This is a genomic window from Seongchinamella unica (assembly GCF_004354085.1).
Lineage (GTDB): Bacteria > Pseudomonadota > Gammaproteobacteria > Pseudomonadales > Halieaceae > Halioglobus > Halioglobus unicus.
In genome coordinates this window covers 304,034-330,456 of record NZ_SMSE01000001.1, presented here as the reverse complement: position 1 = coordinate 330,456, position 26,423 = coordinate 304,034, and the positions used below count along the sequence as shown (strand labels likewise).

Here is a 26,423-nt window from a genome sequence, read left to right as displayed (position 1 = left end):
CAGGTAATAATGAAGTACATGGGTGATAATACGGTGGCGGTAGCAAAGGGTTTATCACGCGTACTTGCCTGCTCCATGCTGTGTTGGCTGGGTTCGGCAATGGCCGTAGCGGGTGCTGCCTTAGCTGACGGCGAGATGAGTGAAATGCAGCCCACAATGCGGCTGATCAGTCAGCCGCAGTACTTGAATACGGTCAGAGCCATATTCGGTCCGCAGATGGAGCTGAACGTCCGCTTTGCGCCTTTGCGTCGAATGGAGGGCATGATGGCGCTCGGTGCCGGGCAGGCCATTGTAACGTCGGGCGCTCTGGATTCACTGGATCGCGCGGCGCACCTGGTTGCGGAGCAGGTCGTTGCTCCGGAGAATCGGCAATTTACCATTCCCTGTCAGCCCGTTGCCACGGATGTCCGCAACGATGCCTGTGCCAGCCAGTTTATTGGTAGTGCGGGCCGTCTACTGTATCGACGTGCGCTGACCAAAACGGAGCTGCATTCGCTTGTGGAGCTGGCGGGCGGCAGCGTTGGTCCAGCGGGAGACTTTTACGATGGCCTTGAGTTGGCGTTGGTTGGTATGTTGCTGTCGCCTAACTTTCTATTTATACAGGAGCATCTTGAGTCTGACCCTCAGCGTCCCGGAGGCTGGCGTCTCGATGCCCACTCCAAGGCTTCCCGTCTGAGCCTGATGCTGTGGGCTTCGGGCCCAGATACCGAACTGATTGATGCGGCCGAGTCGGGGGTTCTGCACACCGACGCCGGGCTGCAAAAGCAGGTAGAGCGAATGTTGGCCTCGCGACGACTGAGGGATGGTGTGCGCAGCTTCTTCAACGACTTTCTCATCTTGGAGGGCTACGATAACCTGACTAAGGACGAGACAATTTTCCCGGCATTCAATTCCAAAGTGCTTGTGGATGCCCGCGAACAACAGTTGCAGCTGATACTCGATCACCTCATCCAAAGAGACGAGGATTACCGCGATCTGTTCACGACGCGCCATACGATGCTTACAGCGAACTTGGCTGCTGTATACGGTTTCCCCGTCAGTGCCAGGCCCTCCGAATGGGTGCCTTATGAGCTTGCGGTAGACGATGAGCGGGGTGGCTTCCTCACCCAGGTAGGCTTTCTTGCCCAGCACGCACACCCCGGTCGTAGTTCTCCTACCCGCCGAGGCAAGGCGTTGCGTGAAATCATGCTGTGCCAACATGTTCCTGATGCGCCGCCAAATGTCGATTTTTCGGCGCTGGAGGATGCCGATGGATTGCCTACCGCCCGCGAGCGTCTGGATGTGCATAACACCGATCGGACCTGCCGGGGTTGCCACGCGATTACCGACCCGATAGGCCTGGGTTTGGAGAATTTCGACGGTGCCGGCCAATTTCGCAAAACGGAAAAAGGGTTCTTGATTGATCCCGCGGGCACCTTGGACAGGGTGGATTTTGAAACGGCTGTGGAGCTGGGTTCGGCGGTGCGGGATAACCCGGCACTGACAGCGTGTCTTGTCCAGCGAGTGTATACCGCGGCTATCGGGCGCCCGCTATTGGACGGTGAAGAGGCGGAAGTTATTGATCCGCTTCTTGATCGGCTCGATGTCGAAGGGTACCGCTGGAAAGACGTATTGCGTGCCGTTACCTTGAGCGATGCATTCTTCGGCGTCACCTTGACACCGGAGCTGACAGCCAGCACCGCCAAACTAGCCTATCAGCACGAGGATTGAGTGATGTTTCATAAGCACAAGAAGCTGCAGCGGCGGCAAGTTCTTAAAGGCATGCTCAAGGGTGGTGCCGTAGCCGTTGGTCTGCCACTACTGGACGTATTCCTGAATACTAACGGCACTGCGTTTGCTTCCAATGCTCCATTACCATCACGTTTCGGCACCTGGTTTTGGGGTCTGGGTGTTGATGAGGCGATATTTGTGCCGCGTACGGTCGGCGCGGGATATGACTTAACCCGGCAACTTTCGCCGCTCGGCGAATTGCGCAAGCATGTCAACGTGTATACCAATTTCAACGTGTCGACGGACGGCAAGCCCAATCTGTGTCATTACACGGGTTGGGTCGCACTTCGCTCGGGTATCGTGCCCGCGGCACGCGGAGATCTGCCCGGGCAGAGTCTGGATATTCCGATTGCTGACATGATCAGCGGCGGGACCCGCTTTCGGTCGCTGGAGTTGGCGGCGACGGGGGTACCTCGGGACAGTTACAGTTTCCGTAGTGCCGACGCCATCAACCCGCCGGAAATATCACCGCTGGAGTTCTACAAAAAGATATTTGGTCCAGAATTTCAGGACCCGAACTCAGACACGTTCACCCCAGATCCCCGAATCATGTTGCGCAAGAGCGTGCTCTCGGGTGTGGTTGATGAAATCAAGCAGGTTGAGGGAGCTCTGGGACAGGCAGACCGGCAGCGACTCGATTACTACCTGACTTCGATTCGGGAGCTTGAAACACGTCTTGAGTTGCAGTTGCAAAAACCTGCTCCTGCTCCCCATTGTGCAGTGCCTGATGAACCAACGGAGTTGGCGAAAGGTCTTGATGTCGAGCTCGTTGTTGAGCGGCACCGCCTGATGACGGATATGTTGGTGATGGCGTTAGCCTGTAATCAGAGCCGCGTCTTTAACATGGTATGTTTTGATAGCTTCTCTGCGGCCACGCGAGCGGGCTCGGAACGGACTCATCATATTCTGACCCACGAAGAGGGCGTCGACCCCGATACCGGATTGCAGCCACAGTCGTCCTGGTTTGTGCAACGCTCGATGGAAGAGTGGGCTTATTTCGTCGGTTCTCTGGCGAACATGCCGGAAGGTGACGGCTCGCTGCTGGATAACACGCTGGTTTACGGGCATTCGGACTGTCGTTTTGCCAAAACTCACTCACTGGACGGCATCCCCATGTTTACGGCAGGTCGACTCAATGGTCTGGTCAAGACGGGCCTGCACATTGATGGGGAGGGGGACGCCGGCACGCGTCTGGGTTATACGATCCAGCGTTTGTTCGGTGTGCCGCTGGCGGACTGGGGGCAGGGTTCACTACGCACCTCGAGCCCGATTAACGAAATGTTGGTTTGAATGGCGCCACGTGCATTACGAATGCCCGAGCCGGAGGTCCAGAGTCAGTTGTTTGTTCTTGTGTGGCAGGCGCTCAATTCTCAATGAAGGTGGGTTATAGATGTTAAGAAACGTTGCTGTGCGCCGCCGGGCAATTTTCAGGTCCATCACTAGTGTTTTTGGTGTTCTGGCCAGTTGTCTTGGTGTCTCATCCTTTGGCAGCGAGGAGGCTTCGTTGACGGATGGTCCCGCGTTAATTGAGATGACGGCTTTTGGCCCGGTGCTCGCTGCGCCGGGTGGGGGAACGCTGTATTGGTGGCTTCGCGATGAGACGACACCGGGTAGCCCCCAGTGCAATAATAATCGTGAATCGAGTTACAAACATGTGACCGGCCAGACGGTGTATCTCCCGCACCCTGATGTGCGCAAGACCTGCGAGGATAAGTGGCCGCCGTTCCACGCCGCTGACGATGCCAGGCCCGAGGGCAAATGGACCATTGTTGAGCGGCACGACAATTCTCGCCAGTGGGCTTACGAAGGCCGCCCGATGCATCGTTCGATCAAAGACCGCAAGGCGGGTGACGCGAACGGCGTCAATGTTATCGAGCGTAGTTATGGTGGGTGGCAGCTGGCGATGGCGCCACTGGATATGCCGCCGGGTGTCGAGTTGCTGCGGCTCAGGGAGGGTCTCGCACTTGTGCTCAATGGTCGCGCACTGTACACCCCACGCGCGGCGGATTCAGAGCCCTGCGTGGAATGCGGCAAAGGCCTGGAGCCGCTTGCGGCGGGCGCGCTGGTCAAACAGGTGGGTGAGTGGAGCGTAATTGAAGGTGCTGGTGGCTTTCGTCAGTATGCGTTTCGCGATCAGCCCATCTTTGTTGGCCCGGATGCGGTCACTGGCCCCGACCCTGAGCCAATCGAAGGCTGGGATGCGGTCTATTTCGAAAAAGCGCTGCCACTTCCTGCCGCCATTGAAACGCGCTTCAGTCTGATCGCCGATATATACACGACGCAGGACGGCATGGCCCTGTATGTTTTCAGCTGTCAGGAAGGGCCTGAATCGGTACCGTGTGACGACCCAGGTGACGCTGCAGCTCATTGGGCGATTATCTGTGGAACGCCTGATTTATGTGTGCAGCGCTGGCAGCCCTATGTGGCGGAGGCGGGTTCGGTCTCGATTGGCGAGTGGTCTGTGATGGAGGTTCCTTCTCCGGTTTATACCGATCCCCGTGGCTTTACCTATGCGGAGGATAACAACAATCCCGTGGTATCCGTTTGGGCCTACCGCGGCCGGCCAGTTTATACCTTTGTAGATGACGATGAGCCCGCTTTGGTGTTGGGCCACGAGATGACAGCGCTGCCAGGCTCAGGATTTTTTGCCATACAGGCAGCCGGTAACCACGAGAAAACGCTATCGCGCTAGCGCAGCGGATGAGAGGTAATGCACGATGATCACAAGACGTTATGTTGTCGGCTTGCTGGCGGGCATGGTTCCACTGTTGGCTTTGCATCGCGCCCGAGCGGAAGGGGCCTGTGATAGCTTGAAATCCTTGTCGCGCAGCCAGCGCAGGATGCGCGATGTGGTCGGGTTTCAGGTGGATGCCGAAGGCGAGCGTCAGTGCAGGGATTGCGCGTTCTTTACTGCTGACACCACAACCTCAAATTGTGGCAGCTGCGAGCTGCTCAACGAGGGTCCGGTGTATGCCACCAGTGTGTGTGAATCCTGGGGTGAGAAGTAAGAAGTCGTTTTTCCCAAGCGATTAGGTGGCCTGCAGGTCCTCAGGGCTAGAAGCAGAGCCGTGTCCCCGTTTGAAGAGGGGAGTACGCAGTAGATGACTGTCTCTCGATCAGGGATCCCGACGGTATTCTTCTCGATGTTTGTCCCGAATGAACTGGTGCCAAATAATGCGCGATAATGAAGCCAAAGCTCTGGAGCTGCCCAATACCAATGGTCTGCTGCACCGGAGAGTCTTTCTGAAGGGTGGCGCGGCGATTGCTTCGATACCCTTTCTCGCGGCAGGCGTCAGCGCTGAAGATCGGTCTGCCCCCGACCTGGTTCCCGAGTGGACGAGAGAGCCAGGGGCCGGGATGTCGCCCTACGGCGACCGCTCGCACCATGAAGCGGATGTGCAGCGTAACGTGGTATCTCAGCCCGGAACGGTGGGATCGGGGGCATCCCGTACGCCACTGCAGTCGTTGGAAGGTATGATTACGCCCAATTCCCTGCACTTCGAGCGCCACCACAACGGTGTGCCAGAGATTGATCCCAAACGGCACCAACTCCTGATACACGGTATGGTGAAAAGGCCGTTGACCTTTGATCTGGACAACCTGGGTAGATACCCCATGGTATCGAAGATGCTGTTCATCGAGTGTTCCGGAAACAGTGCTGCATTGCTCGCCGAAAACCCCGTGCAAGCCTCGGTTGGCGAATTGCACGGCCTGGTCTCCTGCGCCAACTGGGCCGGCATCCCCCTATCATCACTGTTCGAGGAAGCCGGTGTCGACCCTGCTGCGCACTGGGTCATTGCCGAGGGCGCCGACGCAGCATTGATGAGCCGGAGTATTCCCCTGGAAAAAATCATGGACGATGGGCTACTGGCCCTGTACCAGAACGGGGAGCGCCTGCGTCCAGAGAATGGCTATCCGATGCGTCTTTTGCTCCCTGGCTGGGAAGGGAATATGTCGGTCAAGTGGCTGCGCCGTCTCAAGGTCGTGAGCGAGCCGGCAATGACCAAGGATGAAACCTCCAAATATTCTGATGTGCGCCCGGACGGAAAATCTTTGCTGTTTACTTTCCCCATGGGTGTGAAATCCGTTATTACCTCGCCTTCTGCTGGAATGGCATTGCGTGATAAGGGCATCTATCAGATCACTGGGCTGGCGTGGTCGGGAAGCGGCAGGATTCAACGCGTAGAAGTGAGCGCCGATGGTGGTGCGACCTGGTCAGAAGCTGCACTCGATTCCCCTGTGTTGCCCAAGGCGATGACACGTTTTCGTATGGGCTGGAACTGGAGCGGTGGGCCGGCAGTGCTGCAGAGCCGGGCCATCGACGAGACTGGAGCCGTACAGCCGTCGAGAGAGGCGTGGCTGGCAGAGCGGGGCCGCAATGCCGTTTACCACTACAATGCGATTCAGAGCTGGCAAATACTTCAGAACGGTGATGTCAGGAATGTTTATGTCTAGGTTCGCGTTACGTTTATCAATGGTGCTGATGCTATCTGCGAGCGCAGCACACGCACAGAATCTCTCGCCCGCGGCGCCTTTGAGCCCGCAGTTGGGCAAGGTAGCCTCAGGGGAGCTTGTCGCGGCCTGGGACATGACCATATTGCCGTCGGGCGACGGTTTGCCACAGGGCAGCGGGACCACGGAGACGGGTGCTCGGTTATATCTGGAGCATTGTGTTGCCTGTCATGGCGAAGGCGGGGTAGGCGGGCTGAACAATGTGCTGGTGAGCGATGAGCCACGTCCCTTCGGCGAGACGGGAGGGAAGCGAACGGTGGGAAATTACTGGCCTTATGCAACCACGCTGTTTGATTATATCCGTCGAGCCATGCCCTATTCGCATCCGCAGTCACTTGACGACAACGAGGTGTATGCGTTGACCGCCTATCTGTTATACCGTAATGGTGTTGTTCCCGCCCATTTTGAAGCCAACGCTTCGGCCCTGCCCAAGGTGGTCATGCCCAATCAAGAATATTTCATCCGCGCATACCCTGATTGGAATCCCTGACCCTGCGTGGGGAAAATGCTCCGGACCTGTCAGGATTCCCGGTGGAAATATTCTTTCGATGTTATCCATAACAGGCATGCGCCCAATAGTAAGTGGGCCCCCAAGTTGGCAGCGTTAGTCGGGACAACAAAAAGGTTTTACCCGACAATCACCCACGCTCTGTCGTGCAAAAGAGGGATTTGAGCCGTGTTCACGTTTGAATTTTATCAGAAGCATATTCGCCTGCTCGGTGTTATCGCGATTGTTGTCTGCATGGGCGCTTGGGCAGTCGATTGGTTAGAGGTGGTTTACCCCTGTCCATTTTGCCGTGTGCAACGCACTATTATCGGCGTGCTGGGTGCCTTCATGATTCTCGGCAGCAGCCACTTTATTCTCAAGTACTTCGCCTCCGTGTTTGCCTTCTTTGGAGCTGGTGTAGCGATGAGCCAGCACTTTCGCGGCTGGGTTAAAATCCATAAAGGCGAGTTCGCGTGGTACGACCCCATTTATTACGATGCTTTTATCCTGTCGTTTCTGGCGCTGTTTATCATTATCGCGCAGGCATGGATTATTTGTTTGAGAAGAACGCAAAACGCCTGAACGATTTCGCCTGAACTGCTTCATAAGCGCTTTAGCTCGGCGCCGGCAAGAAGCCGCTGAATGTCGCCCCCAATACAGGAGAGCACGGGCACCAGCAGCAGCGTTACGAAGGTGGCAAACAGCACGCCAAAACCAATAGAAATCGCTATCGGCTTGACAAACTGTGCCTGCAGTGAGTTCGTAATCTGTATCGGGAGCAACCTGATGAAGGTTGTTATCGAGGTTAGTACCACGGGGCGAAACCGTTGTACGCTGCCCACATCGACTTCGGCCAGCTCGGGTTTGCCGTGAACAATTACGGCAACCTTCCCAGCTATGGCGTGGATATCGTCTACACCTTCAACCGGTGACCGCACCGACTTCCGCTGGTCGGTCCGCCTGTCCAGTTGAAGCTGTATAGCGACCACTCATCAGGTCGGTTACGATGCCGGTCAGAACCAGCCGGAGCTGCTCCAGGTTCTCTTTTGACAGCGTGTCGTAGTCAAGGCGCTGAATCATTCTCTGCTGAACGGAAGCCCAGAACTTGGTCATGCCGGATACCAGCAGCATGAAAAAGGTGGTATCGATTACCGCACCTCCGTTGGCGCAACCTTGCTTCAGGATCCCCGAGACCTCTGTAAAAATCAGGCGGCGCGCGCGGATTGCGCTGGGTGTGGCGGGAAGGCGATTGTTGAAATACTGCTCCAGTATCAGGTGGGCAGCGGTGGGGCGCTGCGCGGCGAAATCAATCCAGGTGACAGCAATTTTCTCGGGCAGTTCCTCCGTTGGAACATCCCGGAGCTTTCTGATCGCCTGCAGATGGTCATCGACGATTTGGCCAAAGACCGCGTCGTACAATTCCTCCTTGCCCTTGAAGTAGTAGTGCAGCGAGGGTCTCTGCATTTGCATCGCCTCGGCGATATGTTCCAGTTTGGTGCTTTCGTAACCGCGTTCCGCGAACACGCTTTCCGCGACAGACATGATTTCCTGACGCTTCCTGTTCCACTTTCGGGTTTTACCGGAGGTTTCCGTGGCTTGCATTGAGACTTCCCGCTGTTTTCCCTGCTTCTCCAGGATGCAAGGATAAGTTTATTGATAACGCCAAGCCAGCCTTGTACTTCGCTTCTGTTTAGCGCGAACCTGCTGGTTTGGTAATTGCAATATTTTACCTGGCAGACTTGTCGTTGTTTATAAAAAATTCTACTATACCGTTGAAAAACGACGAAGCACTTGAGGACTGGGCATGACCGAAGCACCCAGACCCCTGACCGATTGGTTTGGCGTGGAATTGACCGCAGGCCTTCTCGCCGATATGCGTACCGCCGATTACCGGCAGGCACTTGATGATCACGGGCTGATCCTGATCCGCGGTCGCAGCCTGACACCGGCGCGACAGCTGCAGCTGTCCAATGTCTTTGGGAAGGCGGATATTTACCCCATCGAGGCGCTGCGACACCCCGATTGTCCGGAGTTGATCGTTCTCTCCGCCAGCAGTGGGGAACAATTGCCCGAGGGCGACCCACGCGGTGATGAGGTCGTCGGCAGTTTTTCCTGGCTGGATAGATAGTGCGCATGCCTATGATCAGCTGCCGGGTAAAATAAAAAGCCCGAAGAGGAGAGCAGGGCCCTGCTCGAAGAGCTCAAGGCCTTCGCATGTCAGGATCGCTTCGCCTACATACATCACTGGCGTGAGGGTAACGTCATGATCTGGAAAACCGGGCCAACAAGAGTGAGTACTGACATGTCCAGTGATCAAGCTTCGGTAAGCTCGCTTCTCACCGGTACCAGGCCGCCTCTCTGGTTGCTGATGATGCTGGCGGCAAGCAGTGGCATGTCTCTGCTTTTGTTCCTCCCCGCCCTTCCTGTGATGGTCAGTGATTTCGGGGTCGGGCTCGGGACCATACAGTGGGTTATCACTGGCTATCTGCTAGCTGTGGGTGCGATGCAATTGGTCATCGGGCCGGCGGTGGATCGCCTTGGCAGGCGAACGGTTCTCCTGGCTTCTGTCATCTGTTTTACGCTGGTCAGTCTGTTTGCCCTGAGCGTGGAGCGTGTTGAAGTCCTGATCTTGTGTCGTGTACTGCAGGGAGCGAGCGTCTCGGCGATGAGTGTGGTGTCCCGCGCGGTTGTGCACGACGTGTTTCACGGCGTCGAAGCGGCCAGGGCGATGTCATTTATCACCATTGGCATCCAGGTGCCGGGCTTTGTTGCTCCGATCCTTGGAGGTCTGCTGACCTATTACCTGGGTTGGGAAACCCTGTTTGTTTTCCTGGCTGGATATGGGGGCTTGTTGTTGGCGCTGGTATTCTCGCTGTTGCCCGAGACCGTCGTGAAAAGGGAGGCAACTGCCCACAGGGGGATACACAAGGCGCTGGAAATTCTCAGGGACTACCTGAGTCTGCTCGGCTCACTGCACTTCACCGCGCACGTCGTGATGGTGGCACTTTGCGCGTCTGCCGCCATGACAATGAACACGGTACTGCCGTCTGCACTCACCGAGCTGGGGCTGTCTCCTGACCTGATTGGCTATTTCACGTCGGCAAATGCGATTGCGGCAATTGGTGGAGCGATACTTTCCGCGCAACTGGTTGCCAGGACCGGAGTAAATCGCCTGATAGTGACCAGTCTTGGCGTTGCAGTGTGCTTCGTGACTGCCTACCTGTTGTACACGCGTGCTCTCCCATACAGCATACTGAACCTGTTCGTATTGTTCATGGTGGTCTCCGCCTGCCAGGCCATTGTCATCTCCATGGGCTTTGCCGAGGCCCTGCGAGTCAATGACCATCTGCGAGGGCTCGCTTCGGGTCTGGCGGGTTCCGGTACGTCCATCATCACAGCGTCTCTGGCGGGTATTGCCGCAGGTTTGTACGCCATCGGACTTGTCTGGTCCCTGACCATGGTGCTCACCTGCTACCTGGCTGGCCTGTTGATAGCCTTGCTCTTGCGTTATCGCAGCCTACTCGTCCCGGTTAGCTCGTAAGTTGCCCATAAGCATCCGGCAAGTGTGAGGTCATTTATCGTCGAAAAGTTTGCCAGGCTATCAGCCTGGTTGCCGGGTCTGGTATTTGCCATGCTATTGGGTAGCCTGGCGCTGCTCGCATCGCAGATCACGGGGGTTACGCCCTATCTGCTGGCCATCGTGGGGGGTATGTGTCTCGGCAGGCTGGGAAGGACGCGGCTCCTGTCAACCGGTACGGCCCATGCGGCAACTTGGTTGCTCAGGGCGGGCATCGTGCTGATGGCGACCCGGCTGGAACTCGCCCAGGTGGCAGCATTGGGGTGGCCCACCATTTGTCTGGCGCTGCTGGCCGTGATTGTCTCGGGTATTCTGGGTTTTCTGCTCGCACGATTGCTGGGACTGGCGTCGGAATCGGGCCTGTTGCTGGCGGGGGCAGTGTCCATTTGTGGAGCCTCGGCCGCGATTGCTCTGGTATCCGTCATGGATCCGCGCAAACTGCAAAGGGGGTTGTTGGTAGCGGTGCTGGTTTGCGTGACTGCCTTGTCGACGCTCGCCATGTTCTTTTATCCCCTGTTGGCAGAGCACTTGAAGCTCGACAGCCACCAGAGCGGTATATTGATGGGCGCCAGTATTCATGATGTCGCCCAAGTGGTGGGCGCGGCCTATGCCATTTCCCCGGATGCTGGCGACACGGCCATTGTCACCAAGATGCTGAGAATTCTGCTGCTGATTCCTGTCATGCTTTTGGCAGGCATTGTGACGCATTCTGGCAGCCTGCAGGATAATCCGAGCTGGCGCCAGTGGGTGAGGCTTCCCGGTTTTATCTGGCTGTTTCTGCTGGTCTTCGCCTTGAGCAATCTTGGTATCGTACCCACCGCCGTAGGCGCAGTCGCACCGGGCGTATCATCACTGGCCTTTGCCAGTGCGTTGGCCGCTGCGGGAATGCGTGTCTCGTTGCATGGTCTGCTGTCTTGCGGATGGCGCCCCGTCATGGTCATGGTCGCCCAGAGCCTGGTGTTGCTTTTTTTGTCGGCGGGAGTCGCGGTACTGGGCTGAGTGCCGCGTAAGCGGCGCCAGCACCGCCATTCACGTTTCAGGCTGCGAGGAGTTTGCCCATCGGCTCGCGGCTTTCGAGCGTGGTCCGATGCATGGTTCTGGGGAATTTCTGCGGGTGGCCTGCGGCGCAATGTAACGTGCGGTAGTTGTTCCAGATCACCAGGTCGTCCTGCTGCCATTCGTGCCAGTAGACGTACTGCTCCTGCGTCGCTATTGTCTGCAGCTCCTTCAGCAGTGCCCTGCTCTCGCCGCTCTCCATGTCGACGATATACTCCAGAAAGAGTGGGCTGATATTGAGGGAGACAACGCCGCTTTCCGGATCCGTTTGCACCAGCGGCTGGGTCACATCCGGGAAGCGCTTGCTGACTTCTGCTGCTTGCTGCTTATCGACATCGAAACCCAACTGACGTTGTCCATAGACCATGCGGTGTACTGCCTGCAGGCTTTGAATTCGCTGCTTGAGTGATGCATCCAATTCCGAGTAGACCCGGGCAGTATCAATGAAGCCGGTCTGTCCTCCCTCCGCGGGAATTTCCACGGCGCGCAGTAGCGCTCCGCGCGGAGGGCTGGTGGTAAATGTCAGGTCCGCGTGCCAGGGAATGCGACCGACGATTTCCTCTGGGTCCTCGCTGATTGCCAGCCCGTAGGGCTTGGGCACCAGGATCTCCGGGTAGCCCTCCAGCCGGCCGGTGGCCACGGGGTGAATGCCGGGCTCCCCAAGCGCCTTGGTCAACTCGAGGTGCTTTTCCGGAGAGAGTGAGATATTCCGGATGAGAATCACACTGTTGTCATTGAACAGGGTTTGAAACTGGCTGATATCCGCGGCACTCAGATTCATCGGGTCAAACCCGTAAACCTGTACGCCGACATTTTTGGGAAGCTGTGAAACCTGAAGTGCCATGGCTAAATCTCCTCACCACCGATGGTCGCTGTTGGCATGCCTCTCCGCTGTGAGTGCATGAATTCTACGGTACCGTAAATAATATGGGCCCTGGAAGTGGCAGGCAAGCTTCAACCGGGGTTTGACAGGGAAAAGTCTGAAAAAAACAGCGACATCTGATTTTGTGATCGTAAAGGTCCGCTGCCAACACACTGAGGTCCTTCAACCAACAGGAGCATCAGCACAGAATGGTTCTCGCTGTAATACAGGTGGGGCCTGTGTTCCGCCGGCAGTCTGCTCCGGTGTCGTGCAAGACCCCCCCGGGAACTTTGACATGACCATGAAGGGAGCAAACAGGCTTGAGCGTAAGACATATGAGTAGAGATGCTGCCATTGACGATCTTGTGGCAGCTTTTCGCCAGGACGGCTACGTTATTATCGACAAGCTGGTGTCCAATGAGCTCATGGATCGTATCCAGCAGGAGCTGGACCCCCATCTGGAGAGCGCACCTTTTGGGCATCTGCCCGAAATGGGCTTCAATACCCAGAGACTGGGCTCTCTGATAGAGCGCTCACCGGGTGTGCGGGAGTTGATTCTGCAGGAAACCTATCTCGCCACGATACGGCAGTTGTTTTCTCACGCCGAGCAGTTTCAGCTTTCACTGACAGAAGTCAATTCGATTGCGCCCGGAGCAGAGGCCCAGTTTCTGCATCAGGATGAGATGCTGTTTGATCGTTTCCCCTTCCCTCTGGACTATGATGTTTTTATTAATTCGCTGTGGGCCCTGACGGATTTTACCGAGGAAATGGGGGCGACACGAGTGGTGCCCGGGAGTCACGCAGCAGGACCGAATGCCACATTCACCCAGACAGACAGCCTGCCAGTGGAGATGGCCCGTGGTTCGGTGATGATATTCTCCGGAAAAATCTATCACGGCGGCGGCTTCAATCAATCCGACCGGATACGGCGTGCCATCGATATTGCCTTCAGTGTCGGCTGGGTCCGTCAGGTAGAAAATCAGTACCTTTCCTGTTCCCCGGAAACCACCAGGGCGCTACCGCGCGAGCTGATCAAGCTGATGGGCTACGAGTCCACTGGTGGTTACGGCATGGTGGGCAATCGCGAGAACGCCATGAAAATGGTGGAGATTGAGTGATGACACCCTTTTGTTTCTCTGCCGAAGGCATTGCTGGCTTGCAGAATTGCGGTGTAGAAGTCAAACAACATTTACATCCCACCGGAGCATAATCAATGCTGAATCTCTATGGTTTTCCAGTCAGCCATTACTACAACATGGTTAAGCACACCCTGATGCAGAAAGGAGTGAGTTACGAGGAAGTGCTCGTGATGCCCGGGTCCGGAGATGACTATCTGGATAAAAGCCCGCTCGGCAAGATTCCCTGCATCGGCGTGGAAGAGGGCTATCTCTCGGAAACCAGCAGTATTCTCGAATATATTGAAGACAGCTTTCAGGGGCCTAGCCTGGCTCCTTCCGATCCCTGGGGGCGGGCGAAGATGCGTGAACTGATGAAGGTGTGTGAACTGTACATTGAAGCACCAGCACGTCAACTGATTCCCGTGGTCATGCAGGGTGAAAAGGACAACGACAGCCATCTCAAGGCCATCGATACCCTCAACAAGGGCGTGCGTGCGTTGTCGAGACTGAGTGTATTTGAACCGTACCTGATGGGACCGAAACTGACGCTCGCGGATATCATGCTCCGGTATGTACTGATCGTGGTCAGGGGGCACACCGCGCTACCGGGCCTGAATACTGCAGGTTGTGCGGGTATCGATCTCGCCAGTGTTCTTCCAGGCCTTGAAGCCTGGGACAGGGCGATGGATGCGTCTGCTGTCAGTCAGGCAATCGACGCCATTCTTGTCAGTGAAATCTCAAAGTATATGGGAAAGCAGCCTGACTGACTCGCGCACAATTGCAGGACGATCGGAAGCCAGATATGGACATTTTTGATTACATTGTCGTGGGAGCCGGCTCTGCCGGCTGCACCCTGGCGCATCGACTGGCGAGCGTTGGCGATTACAAGGTCCTGTTGATCGAGCAGGGCGCGGCCGATCGCAGCCCGCTGTTCAGAATGCCCAAGGGCTTTGGTGCACTGCTGAAAGGTGACAGACATGTCAGCCGCTATCAGGTTACTCGGAGTGACGTGCAGGCGAAGGACGAGCTCTGGTTGCGCGGAAAATCTCTCGGGGGCTCCAGCTCGGTCAACGGCATGATCTGGATTCGCCCGCGCCCCGAGGGTATCCAGCGCCTGGCCAGATACGGGGGGTCGGAGTGGAGCTATGAGAGCCTCGAGCCCCATCTGGATGCTTTGGATGGGCAGGGCAGCGAAAACGGCTATTTCCGTGTCGCGCCTCATCGCGAGCAGTATGCCATCACTGACAAATTTCTCCAGGCTTGTGAGAAGCAAGGTCTACCAAAGCAGGTGTCACTGACCGACATCGGTGCCCGCGGTGCGGGCTACCTGCACTACAATATTGACGGGAGTGGACGCCGGCAGAGCGCGGCATCGGTATTCCTTCGCAGACCAGAGTCGCGACAGAACCTCCAGGTGCGGACCGATCTGGCTGTTAACCGGGTGATTTTCAAAGACAAGAAGGCCCAGTCCGTACTGTGTGAGAAAAATGGTGCGGAGCGGCTGTTTCAGGCAAGAAAGGAGGTGATTCTTTCGGCAGGAGCAATCGAATCTCCATTGATTCTGCAGCGGTCGGGAATCGGTGATCCGGCACTGCTGGAGGAGCTGGCGATTGACCTGCTGCACGCCAATTCTCATGTCGGCAGTAATCTGCGGGAGCACCTGATTGGCGGGGTCGGGGTCGAGACACGATCGCCACTGGATTCGGAAAACCGTCAATACGGCGGCCTGCGCCTGCTCGGTAATCTGGTCCGCTACTATGCCAGTCGTAAGGGGCCCATGTCGCAGTCGCCCTGCCATGCTGCAGCCTTTCTCAAGTCCAGTGACAGCCTGGCTGCCCCTGACGTCATGCTGATGTTCAGCCCTTTCTCCCGGGATGGCGACGACTTCAGTGTGCGTGCCGGCATCAGTCTCTCGGCCTACGCGATGTATCCGGAGAGTAGCGGTGAGGTAGTCCTGGCTTCGAAGCAGCCTGGGGTTCCGCCTCGCATCCGCATGAGTTACCTGCAGACAGAGTACGATCGCCGCGCGAGCATTGCCGGCCTCAGGGCGGTGAAAAGCATCCTCGAGCAGGAGCCCCTTGCCTCGCGCGTCCTGGTCGATACCAGTGCTATCGCCGAAGCCGAAACCGATGATGAGTTACTGGCAATTTACAAGGCTCAGGGGCAGCCCGGTTTCCACGCCGTGGGGAGCTGTGCCATGGGTGAGGCAACCAGCGCCTCCGTGGTCGACGCCAGAGCCCGGGTGCACGGGGTTACCGGTTTGCGGGTCGTGGACGGTTCGATCCTGCCGGAAATGATTGCGAGTGTTACCAATGCCACCGTCATGGCGGTTGCCATGCGAGTGGCAGACTTGATCCTCGAAGACGCAAAACACAACTGATGTGGCCCTGAGGGCTGCGTATACGAAGGCTTGATAGCAAGAGACTGGAGAACAACATGATCACCGTTATTGTCAAATACACCATCGCTGGCAATCCTCCCCGCGAACAAGTCGCGCCCATGCTCAAGCAGGGGGCAGAGAGCATGTTCAAAGGCATGCCGCATCTTTACAGCAAGCAGTTCTGCTACAACGAGTCCCAGGGCCTTGGGCTATCTGTGTATCTGTGGGACTCGCGGGCCAATGCAGAAGCGTTTTTCAATGAGGCTTTCCTGGAAGACTTCAAGAAAAACATGGGTTGCGTGCCAGAGGTTACTTTCTATGAAAACCTCGTTACGGTGGATAATCGTGCGGGAGATTTGCTCTGCGAATGACCTTCTTAGGGAAGTCCCCGACCTTTGCCAAGCCTGGAGTGTGAGGTGTGCCTGCCGTAACATATAAGAAAAGCGGCACCCGTCGGTGCTCCCGGACTGGATCACGTGGCGCTCGCCCTTGGGAGAATTGAGGCCAAAACCTTGGCGAATAAGCTGGAGTCCCTTGGTCGGAAGTTCAGAACCTTGCCTTATGACGTCGAGGGCAGTTATTGGGCAGAAGACCCTGCGGAAAACCTCTTGCAGTTGGACGGTGATCCGTCCGGCTACTGGAGTCGGCTGGATGATCTGGCCGGCGCCCTTCCCGCGACGGACGTCACTCTCCAGGGTTGATCCCTCGACACGCAGCCACAGTCACTGGGTGACAGCGAGGTCCATGCATTGCCTGCCTATTTGCTTTACCGTAACGGGATGGTGCCGGTGGAATTCGAAGCCAATGCCGCTACCCTGCCGACTGTGGTCATGCCCAATAAGAAGCGTTTTAGGCGCGCGTATCCCAATTGGACACCCTGACAGAAATCCGGGAGGCCCTCAGGATTTGTCGGGGCTCTCGACGGAGTTCGTGGCCCGGTAGCGGGATGGACTGATATCCAGCCAGCGCTGGAAGGCCCGGCGGAATGCCCGGTCGTCGCCGAAGCCCGCCCGCAGTGCAATATCGCTGATCGGCTCATCGGTGCAACGCAGCATATACTCGGCGAACTTCTTTTGGCTCTCTTCCCGGATTGACGAGTAGCTGCTGTTCTCGTCGCGCAGCCTGCGGCGCAGTGTGGCTTCGCTGACATGAAAGATCTGACAGAGAGAGGACGTCGAAGGGATCGGCAGGTTATCGTGCAAGGCGGAGACAAACATGTTTCGGATCCTGCCGGCCATGGGCAGGTCGACGCCGCCGCTGTACCAAATGTCGAAGGGTATGTAATCGATGATCTTCTGCAGGTCCGCGTAGGTGCGGATCACTGGCCAGTCCAGGATGTCGGCGTCAAAAACCATCGCGTCGCAGTCATGCTCGTAGATAACCGGTGCGTCGAGCAAGTCCAGCAAGCTGATGGACTCCTTCGGTTCGGGTGACTTGAGGTGCAGCTCACGCAGCCTGATGCGGCTGCCAATCACCCAGGAAAAAATCTGGTGCAGGAATATCAGCGAGGCTGCCGCAACCAGCAGGGATGCGGTGTCTTGCGAGCTGCGATGAAAGTCAAGAATGAGTCGCGCGCTATCCTCCCTCTCTTCCAGATGAATGGTGATGTCCTGGGGATGGCTGAAGCGGCTGAGCGTGGAAAGCTGCCGGGCGGCATTTCTCAGGTCGGGGCAGGCGATGGCGACGCAACACATGACTTCAAGTCGCCCTTTGTCGGAGGGGCGTTTATCCAGTCTTTCGCTGGTCTCGACTTCCAGCAGGGCGAGGGCTCGGCCATAGAGAGTCGAGAAGTCTAGCACCGGGAGAACCACACTGCCCGGGTTGTCGCAGTTGGCAGGCAGCTGCAGGCCTGCATACGCGAAGACTTCCCGCAGCGTATAGCCGCGTTTTTCCAGTTCGTTCAGGATAGGCGCGAGGTACTGTACCGAGATTTCAAAGTGATCGTTGCTCATTCAAGGATCTTGTGGGGATCGACCTGGGCTGCTTCAGGAACCTCCAGAGTAGCCCATGACACTGGCGGCAGGCAAAGGGTGCTGCGAGACTGATGGTTAAAGTTCGGTAAGCTTAGGTTTCGGTCCTTTGACCTGTGCCTGGGGGCTCTCTCCTTGACGGTACCGAGACGGCAGGGCCACTGAGAATTCCTGTGGCCATCAAAAGTTCTTCAACGCGGAAGGTATCGCCGTGGACAATCAGATGGCGCGGATGGTGGGTTGCACGGAAACCTGGCACAGCAGGGGGATTCACCAATACAGTTACCAGGGGCAGGCCGTTTATCAGGGGCGGGAGCCGCTGCGCGGGATCTCGGGCTCGTGCTTCCGGCGAGTGGAGCATCGTCGAGATTCCACATCCCGTCTACCATGCCCCTTGGGGCTGACTTACGAAGACAGCAATCCCAACCCCAGGGTGTGGCCAGTGGGCCTACCGCGGGCGGCCTGTCTATACCTACACAGAGGATCTCGAGCCCGCCCAGATTCTGAGGCATCGTATCAATGCGCTACCCGGAGCGGGCTTTTATGCCATCCGGGTGCCGCGTACCGACGATCCCGCGCTGGAACGCTGAGAGTCCTGTCTGTTCAGGGCTGCAGTAGCTGCCAGTGCTCCGCCGGGATTGACTCGGGCGGCGCGGTGCAAGCAGCGCGGTAGGTGTAGACCGGTTTACCCCGGTAGGCCCATTGCAGCTTGCCGTCGACGCCGGTGAAGCTGTCCCAGTCTCCGACACTTCGCGTTCGCTTGCCCGAGGCAGCTAGCGGTGACCAGTCGCGCAGGCAGGTTTCCCCGCAGGTCGATTCCAGCGTTCGATCAGCCGTGCGTACATACAGCGACTGACCTGTCTCGGTGCGAAAGACGTAATGGTCGTTTTCGCTCATCAGGCTGATTTCGACCGGCGTGGGTGGTGGCAGTGGCAACTGGCTGGCGGACTCTGGGGAAGGCGGCATGCGAAGCTCCAGTGGCGGGCAGGCCTAAAAAGACTAGACCGGTGGACCTATCCGGTCAATCGTGAGGCCACGCTGTTCAGCCGATGACTATCAAAGTGACTGTAAAAGTCCGGTAGCAGTTGGCTGCGGTCCGGCGTCCGCCCTTGTGTGCTGCAGTTGCTGTAGGGACTGCGAGAAAAATTCGCTTGCGGGTGGGGCAGTAAAAAGCGATAAATGAGCGCTGAATATCATTACCCGTCCACTCAGTGGCGAACTGGGCACGAAGGTCTCGGGGATCCTGGGCAAGTATGCCCAGCAGGAAATCAAGAGCAACGTCGATACGCCGACCTGCGGCGATGTGTCGGGCCCACTGCGCTCCCTGACTGCCAGTTTTGGCTACCAGAACCGGGAGTGCGACGGTTTCTACGACAACACGGTGTCGGGTGAACTGGACTTCATGGATACCAATCGCGAGGTCTTTCGCGGCGCGTTGGACTGGCAGGTCACGGCGGACAGCCTGGTATCCTACCGTTTCGACAGCAGTCGTCTGCGCGAGACCAATAAAGTACTAAAGGTTGTCGACCTGATACCGCTGGACGCCGCCGGCATTGTCAGCCGCATAGATGCCATGCGCGGAGTCCTGGCAGCGGCGCAGGGCTGGGTGCAAATTCCCGGCACCGATCCCCGGATTACCCATCGACTGATCCCCTCCCTGCAGACTTTCATTTCCGCATACAGCAGTGCGATCGCACGTGGCGCAGGCCGGGTCGGCTCGAGGCAGGCCGACCATATGCCCTTTTCTACGGCCGACGTCGAGGGTCATTCACTGACCATTTCCACCAGTCTCGGTAAGCCCCTGGCTGGCCAGGATGTTCATGTAGACATCCGGCATGCCGTCGGGCTGGGCGAAGCCCTTGTCGTGGTGCACCTTCTCGAAATCCCGGGTGGCCAGGGCGGCGCAGGTCACCAGCGAGGTGGTGACGGGAATGGGGCGCTCGGGCAAGGTCTGGCCCACGCTGATCTCACTGCTTTTCAGATTCTGTGTCATGGTCGCGGTCTCCACTCAGGCCTGGTCGTTCTTTACGGGGCGGAACTTGAGCACCTTGAAGGTCTGGCGCCCAACCGCCTCACCGTTCTGGTCGGTGAACTCGGTCACTGTCTCGTAGAAATAACCCTCGCCCAGCTCGGTGGTCTTGCGCTCAGAGATGTTGTCGATCACCGTGCGCTGGGAGATTACATCCCCCAGCCGCAGTTCCCGGACATAATCCTGGGTCGTGTCGGTGGGCACGATGCCGTTGTAGCTGTGGGCATCCAGCAGCTCGACCAGCTCCACCTGGGGGTCCTTCGGGCGCCCGGTGCCGGCGACCGCGTAGTCAGTCTGATTCCACACGAACAGCATGGTGGCCGGCGCCATCAGTTCGCCGCGACTTCCCGCGGTAGCCGCTCCCTCATCGAGATGATCGGGATTGGTGGCGTACACTATGTCACCATGGCGTAGGGGTAGGAGGCCATGCACCTGCAAATCAAGACCCAGATGCTTGGTGTGCTGTGTATCATTGCTTAATAGGCAATTTATCCGAACCTTTCGAAGGTTTGTCTGAGCATGGTATTTTTCGTGGTATTGCCAATTAGCAGGATAATAAGTCATTGAATTTAAGAGATAAAAAAGGCCTATTGATAATCGAGTGGGAGTGAGTCGGCAGCCGGCGATTATCGCGCCATGGTTCAGGCTTGTGTCGTAACCTGACGGATTCCCGTAGTGGGCCAGCAGCGGTTGAAAAGTACCAAGTCGTCGGCAGAGGCGAGCAGGCCAAGTGATCTACCAGGCGCTCACACCCGACCGGAAATCACTACCCGCCACCGGCCAATTCCGCTATCGTGAAAGGGCTACACCCCTTTAGATACGGAGTCTTTCATGCCGCATACCCTGCGCATCGTCCTGGCCAGCCTTGGCCTGCTGGCCCTCACCGCCCAGTCCGCCGCGCTGACCGACGCCGCGCTGATGGCCCACTATCGACACCTCCACAGCCACCCTGAGCTCTCCCTGCAGGAGGCGCAGACCGCCGCCTACCTGGCCAGGGAACTCTCGAGCATGGGCTACGTCGTCAGCACCGGTATCGGCGGCCACGGACTGGTGGCAAAACTGGACAACGGTGACGGCCCGACCCTGATGTACCGCGCCGATATGGACGGCCTGCCGATCCCGGAGGATACTGGGTTGCCCTTTGCCAGTGAGGCAACCGGCGTCATTCCCTCCGGTGAAAAGGTGCCGGTGATGCATGGCTGCGGCCACGATGTTCACATGACCGTGTTGTTGGGCGTGGCCAGCCAGATGATCGCCCGCCGCAGTGAATGGCAGGGTACCCTGTTGCTGGTTGGCCAGCCGGCCGAGGAACTCGGCGCCGGCGCCCTTGCCATGCTGCAGGACGGCCTGTACCGGCGCTTCGGTGTGCCCGACGCCAATCTGGCCCTGCATGTCAGCGCTTCACTGCCTGCCGGGCAGTTCGGCTATGTCAGTGGTTACGCCCTGGCCAATGTCGACGAGGTGGACATCAGCGTTTACGGGCGCGGCGGTCATGGCGCCTACCCTCATACCACCATCGACCCGGTGCTGATGGCTGCGGAGATAGTGCTGGGCCTGCAGGCGATTGTCAGTCGCGAGCTGTCACCGCTGGACCCCGCGGTGATCACGGTCGGCTCCATTCATGGCGGCACCAAGCACAACATCATCTCCGACGAGGTCAAAATGCAGCTCACCGTGCGCAGCTACTCCGACGCCACTCGCGCCATGCTGCTGAGAAGGATTGAAGAAATCAGCCAGGGCGTTGCGCGCACGGCCGGCATGCCGGAGGACCGCCTGCCGCTTGTCACCGTGGCCGACGAGTACACCCCGGCCGTCTACAACGACCCGGAACTGGTCACCAAAGTAGCCGGCCTGGTCCGGCAGGCCCTGGGCGAGTCGGCCGCTCTGGAAATAGATCCGGTCATGGGCGGCGAGGATTTCTCCCGCTATGGCCGCACCGAAGAACGGGTACCTGGCAGTATCCTGTGGCTGGGCGCCGTCAGCCCCGCCAGCATCGCCGCGGCGCAAGCAGGCAAGCTCACGCTGCCCAGCCTGCACTCGGCAAAGTTTGCCCCGGATGCCGGTCCGACCATCAGCGCCGGCGTCAACGGGATGACCGCGGCCCTGCTGGGGCTGTTCCAGGCGCGGCCCTAGTTGTCCCCAGCGCCAGTTTCAGGCATGCGCAGCCGCTGCTCGCCGGCGCCGTTCCGGCGGGCGCGGGGTGGCATAGACATGGGCCGCTGACCGCGATGGACCAAGGCAGGCAAGCACGCACTGGAAACTATCCGCAACGGGTCCGGAGTAAGAATGGATCATCCCCGCGACCGATTATCGCGCATGGATGCTGTTTATGAATGAGCTGGAAAAACTGCTGTATCTCACGGGTGTCTCCACGGAATACACCGACTATCACGGCAATAGGCGCGCTGTCCCCGGTGAAGACCGGTTGCAGGCGCTGCGGGAGATGGGTTACGACCCGGACGACCCGGCGTCCGTGAACAGGGCGGTGTTTGAGCTGGACGCCGCGCCCTGGTTACAGTGGTTGCGGCCTTTCTATATCGTCGACCAGGATCAGCCGGTTATTCACCTGCACAGTCACCCCCAGCGGCGTGCTGAAAAGCTGTTCTGGGAAGTGGATACCGAATACGGCACCCAGGTGGAGGGTAGCTGCGTGCCCGCGGAACTGCCGGAAACGGGCGAGTACCATATCGACGACTGCCGATACAGTGCCCACGCTCTCGCGTTGGGCGAACTGGCACCGGGCTATCACCAATTGCGGATCAGCAATGGCTCTCGCCAGGAGACTGCCGAGCTCATTGTCAGTCCGCGCCATTGCCAGGATATTCCGGAGGGTGACGGGCAGCGACTGTGGGGTATCAGCTGCCAGCTCTACACCTTGCGCTCACAGCGCAATTGGGGCGTAGGCGACTTCAGCGATCTGCTGCAACTGATCGAGCTGGCCGCAGCCCGGGGCGCCGACCTGGTCGGCCTCAATCCCCTGCATGCTGCGCTGAGTGACGAGAAATATGCCGCCAGTCCCTACGCGCCCTCTGATCGACGCTTTCTCAACCCGCTGTATATCGATCCGCAGCGGATGGCGGATATGGATGAACTGCGTACGCTCGGCCGCGATCCGCTGACCCCTGACAGAGAGGCAAGGTGTGCCGGGTTACGGGATCTGCCTCTGGTGGACTACGACGCTGTCAACGCCCTTAAATACGAGGTCTTCGAGCTGCTGTACGCGCATTTCGGAGCAACGCACCTGGAGGCAGGCACGCCCCGCGGTCGACAATTCCAGCGCTTTCTGCACGAGCAGGGCGCCGACCTGGAAGCGTTCAGCGCATTTGAGGCGGTACACAACCGCCACGCCCGCCGCTATGCTGATTCGCCGCACTTTTTTGCCTACCTGCAGTGGCAGGCGCAGGCGCAATTGGCGGACTGCCACACCCACGCCCTGGCCATGGGAATGCGTATCGGCTTGATGCGCGACCTGGCGGTGGGGTCGGTGCCTCCCGGCTGCGAAGTACAGGGTGCTCCGGAGCTGTTTGTGTCGAACGCGACAATTGGCGCACCGCCAGACCCTTTCGCCGACCAGGGCCAGGACTGGGGTTTGCCCGCGCTCAATCCAGTGACATTGCGGCAGCAGCAGTTTGGTCACTTTATCAGCCTGTTGCGCAGTAACATGAGCGCGGCGGGTGCACTGCGAATTGATCATGCCATGGCGCTCTCTCGTCTCTGGTGGTGCCTGCCGGGTTCGGAACCCGGCTCGACGGGCGGTGGGCTGTATGTTTATTACCCCCGGGATGAGATGCTGGCGCTGTTGCGCCTGGAGAGTCGGCGTAATGCTTGCATGGTAATTGGTGAGGACCTGGGAGTGGTGCCGCAGGAATTTCGCGAGCAAATGCATAACGGCCGCATCTACGGCAACCGGGTACTATACTTTGACGAGTACCTCGATGGCCGCCTCGTGGAACCCGGGGAAAAGCAGCCGGATGCGCTGTTCATGGTGACCAACCATGATGTGCCGACACTGGCTGACTGGTGGAGTGCCGACGATTTGCGCCGGCGTCGGCAGCTCGGCTTGATCGTGAACGACGACGCATTGCAGACGCAACTCGAGGGGCGATGCCGACATCGCGAGCGGCTACTTGAATGGCTTGCGGGGTGCTCCCTGCTGCCCGCTGGCCGGGCCGGCGACGGGATTGATCGGGCATTCGATATGGAACTGTGTGAGGCGCTTCACCGGGCGGCGGCGCGGGGTGCTTCCCGGCTGGTGCTGCTGCAGCTCGAGGACCTGCAGCTATTGCGTGAACCGGTCAATATACCCGGCACCGATCGGGAATACCCCAACTGGCGGCGCAAACAACAGCTGGACACTAGCGAAGTCTTTGCCGATCCAGCGGTGCAGGGGCTGCTGGATGCCGTTAACGAGGAGCGAGGAGCTTGAGTACAGAGGACTATCAGCCAACGATGACAGGCGCCCAGATCGAGGCGCTGGTCCGCGGTCGCCACGCTGACAGCTTTTCTCTGCTCGGCTTGCACCACGATCCCGCTGGCCCGGGAATGGTGATCCGCGCGCTTCTGCCCTGGGCCGATGAGGTAGCGGTCGTCGCACGCGACAGCGGGCGCAAGCTGGTGCGGATGCGGTGTATCCATCCCGATGGGCTGTTCGAGGCGAAGCTGGTGCAGCGGCGCCGACACTTCGACTACGCCCTGGAGGTAACAGCCAGGGACGATATCCAGGTGCTGGAAGACCCTTACCGCTTCCCCGCCTGTCGCAGTGACGCCGATTTCTACTATTTCAACGAGGGCACTGAAGAGTTCGCCTGGCAGCGCCTGGGTGCCGTGGCCTGGCGCCAGGAGGGGGTTGAGGGGGTGCTGTTCACGGTCTGGGCGCCCGAGGCCGGCCGGGTCGCAGTGGTGGCCGATTTCAACGGTTGGGACGGGCGCCAGCATGCCTTGCGCAAACACCCGACCTCCGGGGTATGGGAAATTTTTATACCCGGGGTGTGCGACCAGGCCCTTTATAAATACCAGATTCACGACAGCCAGGGGCAGTTGCTGCCCCTGAAGGCGGACCCCTATGCGCGCTCGATGCAGCACCCGCCGGATACGGCCTCACGCGTTGTGCTGCGACCGCCCTTTACCTGGACAGACCAGGACTGGATGCAGCAGCGGGCACAGCTGCACCAGGTGCAACGGCCGGTGTCTATATATGAGGTTCACGCCGGCTCCTGGCGGCGCAAGGCGGAGGAGGGCAATCGCTACCTGAGCTACCTTGAGCTGGCAGATGAGTTGATCCCCTATGTACAGGAGCAGGGTTTTACCCACATCCAGTTAATGCCGATCAGCGAGTTCCCGTTTGACGGGTCCTGGGGGTACCAGCCCATCGGTATGTATGCGCCCTCCATCCGGTTCGGCACGCCGGATGAATTCCGTCACTTTGTAAACGCCTGTCATGCCAGAAATATCGGTGTGCTGCTGGATTGGGTCCCGGGGCATTTTCCCACGGACCCACACGGTCTGGGGCGTTTCGACGGCAGCGCCCTCTATGAGCACTTCGACCCACGCAAGGGCTTTCACCCGGACTGGAACACGCTGATCTACAACTACGGCCGGGGCGAAGTACTCAGCTACCTGGTGAGTAACGCCAACTACTGGCTGGAAGAGTTTCATCTCGATGGGCTGCGGGTAGACGCAGTGGCCTCAATGCTCTATCTGGATTACAGCCGGGAAGAGGGCGAATGGATTCCCAATCCTCATGGCGGTCGTGAGAACCTCGAGGCAATCCACCTGCTGCAGTCGGTCAACCGCCGTGTCTATGCCCGCCATCCGGGCATTATGATGATAGCGGAGGAATCCACCGCCTGGCCGGGGGTTTCCCGGCCAGTGGATTCCGGCGGCCTCGGCTTTGGTTTCAAGTGGAATATGGGCTGGATGAACGACAGCCTGCGCTACATGGCGCGCGACCCGATTCATCGGCAGCATCATCACGATGAGATGACCTTCAGCATCGTTTATGCCTGGGACGAAAATTTTGTGTTGCCCCTGAGCCACGATGAGGTGGTGCACGGCAAGGGCTCGATGATCGAAAAAATGCCGGGCGATGAATGGCAGAAGTTTGCCAATCTGCGTGCCTACCTGGCGTTTATGTGGACTCATCCCGGGAAAAAACTGTTGTTCATGGGCATAGAGATCGGCCAGCGGCGAGAGTGGAACCACGATCGCGGCCTGGATTGGCAGTTGCTGGACCAGCCGCAGCATCGGGGCGTACAGTGGCTGGTCAGGGACCTCAACCGCGTCTATGTGGAACAACCCGCGCTGCACCAGCGCGACTGCGAGGCAGGTGGCTTCGAGTGGTTGCAGCATGACCGCCGGGAGCTGTCGCTGTTTGCCTGGCTGCGCCGTGGTCACGAGGGTGCACCACCGGTGGTGGTGATCGCCAACCTGACCCCACAGCCGCAACTGGGCTATCGGGTGGGTGTGCCGGCCCCGGGTTGGTATGAAGAATGCATCAATACTGATGCCAGCGAGTACGGGGGCAGTGGCGCAGGAAACCAGGGCGGTGTTGTGGCCAGTGACTGTCCCTGTGACGGCCTGCCCTGCTCGCTGCAACTGACAGTGCCGCCACTGGCGACACTGGTGCTGGTGCACCGCCCCGAAAAGATCGGGCAGGGCTGACA

The 26,423-nt window shown here is 58.5% G+C and carries 25 protein-coding genes; 18 read left to right on the top strand and 7 right to left on the bottom strand.

Annotation, left to right across the window (positions count from 1 at the left end; translation table 11 throughout):
* Window positions 1–9 precede the first annotated feature (9 nt).
* From E2F43_RS01485 to E2F43_RS01455, 7 genes are all read left to right on the top strand, one after another.
* Complete coding sequence (locus E2F43_RS01485; RefSeq protein WP_133209109.1) at window positions 10–1,710, top strand: DUF1592 domain-containing protein; 1,701 nt, start codon at window positions 10–12, stop codon at window positions 1,708–1,710.
* 3 nt (window positions 1,711–1,713) lie between these two features.
* Complete coding sequence (locus E2F43_RS01480; protein WP_133209108.1) at window positions 1,714–3,060, top strand: DUF1552 domain-containing protein; 1,347 nt, start codon at window positions 1,714–1,716, stop codon at window positions 3,058–3,060.
* A 100-nt stretch (window positions 3,061–3,160) separates the two neighbouring features.
* The gene (locus E2F43_RS01475; protein WP_133209107.1) at window positions 3,161–4,462 is read left to right on the top strand and encodes a COG4315 family predicted lipoprotein; all 1,302 of its coding nucleotides are present in this window, start codon (window positions 3,161–3,163) and stop codon (window positions 4,460–4,462) included.
* A 25-nt stretch (window positions 4,463–4,487) separates the two neighbouring features.
* The gene (locus tag E2F43_RS01470) at window positions 4,488–4,778 is read left to right on the top strand and encodes a high-potential iron-sulfur protein (RefSeq protein ID WP_133209106.1); all 291 of its coding nucleotides are present in this window, start codon (window positions 4,488–4,490) and stop codon (window positions 4,776–4,778) included.
* 166 nt (window positions 4,779–4,944) lie between these two features.
* Entirely contained in the window at window positions 4,945–6,225 is a 1,281-nt protein-coding gene (gene soxC / locus E2F43_RS01465) for a sulfite dehydrogenase (protein WP_133209105.1), read from the top strand.
* Window positions 6,218–6,772, top strand: coding sequence for a c-type cytochrome (locus E2F43_RS01460; RefSeq protein ID WP_165954145.1), 555 nt, complete (start codon window positions 6,218–6,220; stop codon window positions 6,770–6,772). The genes soxC and E2F43_RS01460 overlap by 8 nt, the downstream gene beginning before the upstream one ends.
* Window positions 6,773–6,958: 186 nt before the next feature.
* Window positions 6,959–7,351 carry a disulfide bond formation protein B gene (locus tag E2F43_RS01455; RefSeq protein ID WP_238946687.1) on the top strand — a complete coding sequence of 131 codons (393 nt, stop codon included), beginning with the start codon at window positions 6,959–6,961 and terminating at the stop codon, window positions 7,349–7,351.
* Window positions 7,352–7,371: 20 nt separating this feature from the next.
* Here the strand turns inward: E2F43_RS01455 and E2F43_RS19170 are convergent, their stop codons facing one another.
* Together E2F43_RS19170 and E2F43_RS01445 are read right to left on the bottom strand one after the other, a co-directional pair.
* A complete protein-coding gene (locus E2F43_RS19170) occupies window positions 7,372–7,584 on the bottom strand; it encodes a hypothetical protein (protein WP_238946777.1) in 213 nt (70 codons plus the stop codon).
* A 106-nt stretch (window positions 7,585–7,690) separates the two neighbouring features.
* Window positions 7,691–8,311, bottom strand: a complete 621-nt coding sequence (locus E2F43_RS01445; protein ID WP_165954144.1) for a TetR/AcrR family transcriptional regulator — start codon at window positions 8,309–8,311, stop codon at window positions 7,691–7,693.
* A 262-nt stretch (window positions 8,312–8,573) separates the two neighbouring features.
* Between E2F43_RS01445 and E2F43_RS01440 the strand changes: the two genes are divergently transcribed.
* The 3 genes from E2F43_RS01440 (at window position 8,574) to E2F43_RS01430 (ending at window position 11,345) form a co-directional block, all read left to right on the top strand.
* Window positions 8,574–8,897, top strand: a complete 324-nt coding sequence (locus E2F43_RS01440) for a TauD/TfdA dioxygenase family protein (protein WP_133209101.1) — start codon at window positions 8,574–8,576, stop codon at window positions 8,895–8,897.
* Window positions 8,898–9,071: 174 nt separating this feature from the next.
* Complete coding sequence (locus E2F43_RS01435) at window positions 9,072–10,310, top strand: MFS transporter (protein WP_165954143.1); 1,239 nt, start codon at window positions 9,072–9,074, stop codon at window positions 10,308–10,310.
* Between the two features lie 24 nt (window positions 10,311–10,334).
* Complete coding sequence (locus tag E2F43_RS01430) at window positions 10,335–11,345, top strand: YeiH family protein (protein ID WP_133209099.1); 1,011 nt, start codon at window positions 10,335–10,337, stop codon at window positions 11,343–11,345.
* Window positions 11,346–11,382: 37 nt separating this feature from the next.
* Here the strand turns inward: E2F43_RS01430 and E2F43_RS01425 are convergent, their stop codons facing one another.
* Window positions 11,383–12,246 carry a TauD/TfdA dioxygenase family protein gene (locus E2F43_RS01425; protein WP_133209098.1) on the bottom strand — a complete coding sequence of 288 codons (864 nt, stop codon included), beginning with the start codon at window positions 12,244–12,246 and terminating at the stop codon, window positions 11,383–11,385.
* A gap of 353 nt (window positions 12,247–12,599) precedes the next feature.
* Here E2F43_RS01425 and E2F43_RS01420 point away from each other — a divergent pair, with 353 nt between their 5' ends.
* The 5 genes from E2F43_RS01420 to E2F43_RS01400 all read left to right on the top strand — a co-directional run bounded on the left by E2F43_RS01420 (window position 12,600) and on the right by E2F43_RS01400 (window position 16,463).
* A complete protein-coding gene (locus E2F43_RS01420; RefSeq protein WP_133209097.1) occupies window positions 12,600–13,382 on the top strand; it encodes a phytanoyl-CoA dioxygenase family protein in 783 nt (260 codons plus the stop codon).
* A 95-nt stretch (window positions 13,383–13,477) separates the two neighbouring features.
* Window positions 13,478–14,149 (top strand): glutathione S-transferase family protein, encoded by a 672-nt coding sequence (locus E2F43_RS01415; protein ID WP_133209096.1) that lies wholly within the window; start codon window positions 13,478–13,480, stop codon window positions 14,147–14,149.
* Window positions 14,150–14,184: 35 nt separating this feature from the next.
* On the top strand, window positions 14,185–15,762 hold the full coding sequence (locus E2F43_RS01410; RefSeq protein ID WP_133209095.1) for a GMC family oxidoreductase: 1,578 nt from the start codon (window positions 14,185–14,187) through the stop codon (window positions 15,760–15,762).
* A gap of 56 nt (window positions 15,763–15,818) precedes the next feature.
* Complete coding sequence (locus E2F43_RS01405) at window positions 15,819–16,133, top strand: hypothetical protein (protein ID WP_133209094.1); 315 nt, start codon at window positions 15,819–15,821, stop codon at window positions 16,131–16,133.
* Window positions 16,134–16,238: 105 nt separating this feature from the next.
* Complete coding sequence (locus E2F43_RS01400) at window positions 16,239–16,463, top strand: hypothetical protein (protein ID WP_133209093.1); 225 nt, start codon at window positions 16,239–16,241, stop codon at window positions 16,461–16,463.
* 198 nt (window positions 16,464–16,661) lie between these two features.
* Here E2F43_RS01400 and E2F43_RS01395 read toward each other — a convergent pair whose 3' ends face one another.
* The 4 genes from E2F43_RS01395 to E2F43_RS01380 all read right to left on the bottom strand — a co-directional run bounded on the left by E2F43_RS01395 (window position 16,662) and on the right by E2F43_RS01380 (window position 20,157).
* Window positions 16,662–17,714 (bottom strand): helix-turn-helix transcriptional regulator, encoded by a 1,053-nt coding sequence (locus tag E2F43_RS01395; protein WP_133209092.1) that lies wholly within the window; start codon window positions 17,712–17,714, stop codon window positions 16,662–16,664.
* A 621-nt stretch (window positions 17,715–18,335) separates the two neighbouring features.
* Window positions 18,336–18,698 carry a COG4315 family predicted lipoprotein gene (locus E2F43_RS01390; RefSeq protein ID WP_133209091.1) on the bottom strand — a complete coding sequence of 121 codons (363 nt, stop codon included), beginning with the start codon at window positions 18,696–18,698 and terminating at the stop codon, window positions 18,336–18,338.
* A gap of 802 nt (window positions 18,699–19,500) precedes the next feature.
* The gene (locus tag E2F43_RS01385) at window positions 19,501–19,725 is read right to left on the bottom strand and encodes a hotdog family protein (protein WP_133209090.1); all 225 of its coding nucleotides are present in this window, start codon (window positions 19,723–19,725) and stop codon (window positions 19,501–19,503) included.
* A 15-nt stretch (window positions 19,726–19,740) separates the two neighbouring features.
* Window positions 19,741–20,157 (bottom strand): FAS1-like dehydratase domain-containing protein, encoded by a 417-nt coding sequence (locus E2F43_RS01380; protein ID WP_165954142.1) that lies wholly within the window; start codon window positions 20,155–20,157, stop codon window positions 19,741–19,743.
* 435 nt (window positions 20,158–20,592) lie between these two features.
* On the opposite strand from E2F43_RS01380, the gene E2F43_RS01375 reads away from it, so the two are divergent.
* The 3 genes from E2F43_RS01375 to glgB all read left to right on the top strand — a co-directional run bounded on the left by E2F43_RS01375 (window position 20,593) and on the right by glgB (window position 26,421).
* Window positions 20,593–21,894: a M20 metallopeptidase family protein gene (locus tag E2F43_RS01375; protein WP_133209088.1), complete on the top strand. Its 1,302-nt coding sequence runs from the start codon at window positions 20,593–20,595 to the stop codon at window positions 21,892–21,894.
* Between the two features lie 196 nt (window positions 21,895–22,090).
* Window positions 22,091–24,187, top strand: coding sequence for a 4-alpha-glucanotransferase (gene malQ / locus E2F43_RS01370; RefSeq protein WP_165954141.1), 2,097 nt, complete (start codon window positions 22,091–22,093; stop codon window positions 24,185–24,187).
* On the top strand, window positions 24,184–26,421 hold the full coding sequence (gene glgB / locus E2F43_RS01365) for a 1,4-alpha-glucan branching protein GlgB (RefSeq protein WP_238946686.1): 2,238 nt from the start codon (window positions 24,184–24,186) through the stop codon (window positions 26,419–26,421). The genes malQ and glgB overlap by 4 nt, the downstream gene beginning before the upstream one ends.
* Window positions 26,422–26,423 lie beyond the last annotated feature (2 nt).

Excerpts from the sequence above, each read along its gene's own strand:
- E2F43_RS01485 (WP_133209109.1), top strand. The coding sequence starts at position 10 with ATGAAGTACATGGGTGATAATACGGTGGCGGTAGCAAAGGGTTTATCA.
- E2F43_RS01480 (WP_133209108.1), top strand. The coding sequence starts at position 1,714 with ATGTTTCATAAGCACAAGAAGCTGCAGCGGCGGCAAGTTCTTAAAGGC.
- E2F43_RS01475 (WP_133209107.1), top strand. The coding sequence starts at position 3,161 with ATGTTAAGAAACGTTGCTGTGCGCCGCCGGGCAATTTTCAGGTCCATC.
- E2F43_RS01470 (WP_133209106.1), top strand. The coding sequence starts at position 4,488 with ATGATCACAAGACGTTATGTTGTCGGCTTGCTGGCGGGCATGGTTCCA.
- soxC (WP_133209105.1), top strand. The coding sequence starts at position 4,945 with ATGCGCGATAATGAAGCCAAAGCTCTGGAGCTGCCCAATACCAATGGT.
- E2F43_RS01460 (WP_165954145.1), top strand. The coding sequence starts at position 6,218 with ATGTCTAGGTTCGCGTTACGTTTATCAATGGTGCTGATGCTATCTGCG.
- E2F43_RS01445 (WP_165954144.1), bottom strand. The coding sequence starts at position 8,311 with ATGTCTGTCGCGGAAAGCGTGTTCGCGGAACGCGGTTACGAAAGCACC.
- E2F43_RS01440 (WP_133209101.1), top strand. The coding sequence starts at position 8,574 with ATGACCGAAGCACCCAGACCCCTGACCGATTGGTTTGGCGTGGAATTG.
- E2F43_RS01435 (WP_165954143.1), top strand. The coding sequence starts at position 9,072 with ATGTCCAGTGATCAAGCTTCGGTAAGCTCGCTTCTCACCGGTACCAGG.
- E2F43_RS01425 (WP_133209098.1), bottom strand. The coding sequence starts at position 12,246 with ATGGCACTTCAGGTTTCACAGCTTCCCAAAAATGTCGGCGTACAGGTT.
- E2F43_RS01420 (WP_133209097.1), top strand. The coding sequence starts at position 12,600 with ATGAGTAGAGATGCTGCCATTGACGATCTTGTGGCAGCTTTTCGCCAG.
- E2F43_RS01415 (WP_133209096.1), top strand. The coding sequence starts at position 13,478 with ATGCTGAATCTCTATGGTTTTCCAGTCAGCCATTACTACAACATGGTT.
- E2F43_RS01410 (WP_133209095.1), top strand. The coding sequence starts at position 14,185 with ATGGACATTTTTGATTACATTGTCGTGGGAGCCGGCTCTGCCGGCTGC.
- E2F43_RS01405 (WP_133209094.1), top strand. The coding sequence starts at position 15,819 with ATGATCACCGTTATTGTCAAATACACCATCGCTGGCAATCCTCCCCGC.
- E2F43_RS01395 (WP_133209092.1), bottom strand. The coding sequence starts at position 17,714 with ATGAGCAACGATCACTTTGAAATCTCGGTACAGTACCTCGCGCCTATC.
- E2F43_RS01390 (WP_133209091.1), bottom strand. The coding sequence starts at position 18,698 with ATGCCGCCTTCCCCAGAGTCCGCCAGCCAGTTGCCACTGCCACCACCC.
- E2F43_RS01385 (WP_133209090.1), bottom strand. The coding sequence starts at position 19,725 with ATGACACAGAATCTGAAAAGCAGTGAGATCAGCGTGGGCCAGACCTTG.
- E2F43_RS01375 (WP_133209088.1), top strand. The coding sequence starts at position 20,593 with ATGCCGCATACCCTGCGCATCGTCCTGGCCAGCCTTGGCCTGCTGGCC.
- malQ (WP_165954141.1), top strand. The coding sequence starts at position 22,091 with ATGAATGAGCTGGAAAAACTGCTGTATCTCACGGGTGTCTCCACGGAA.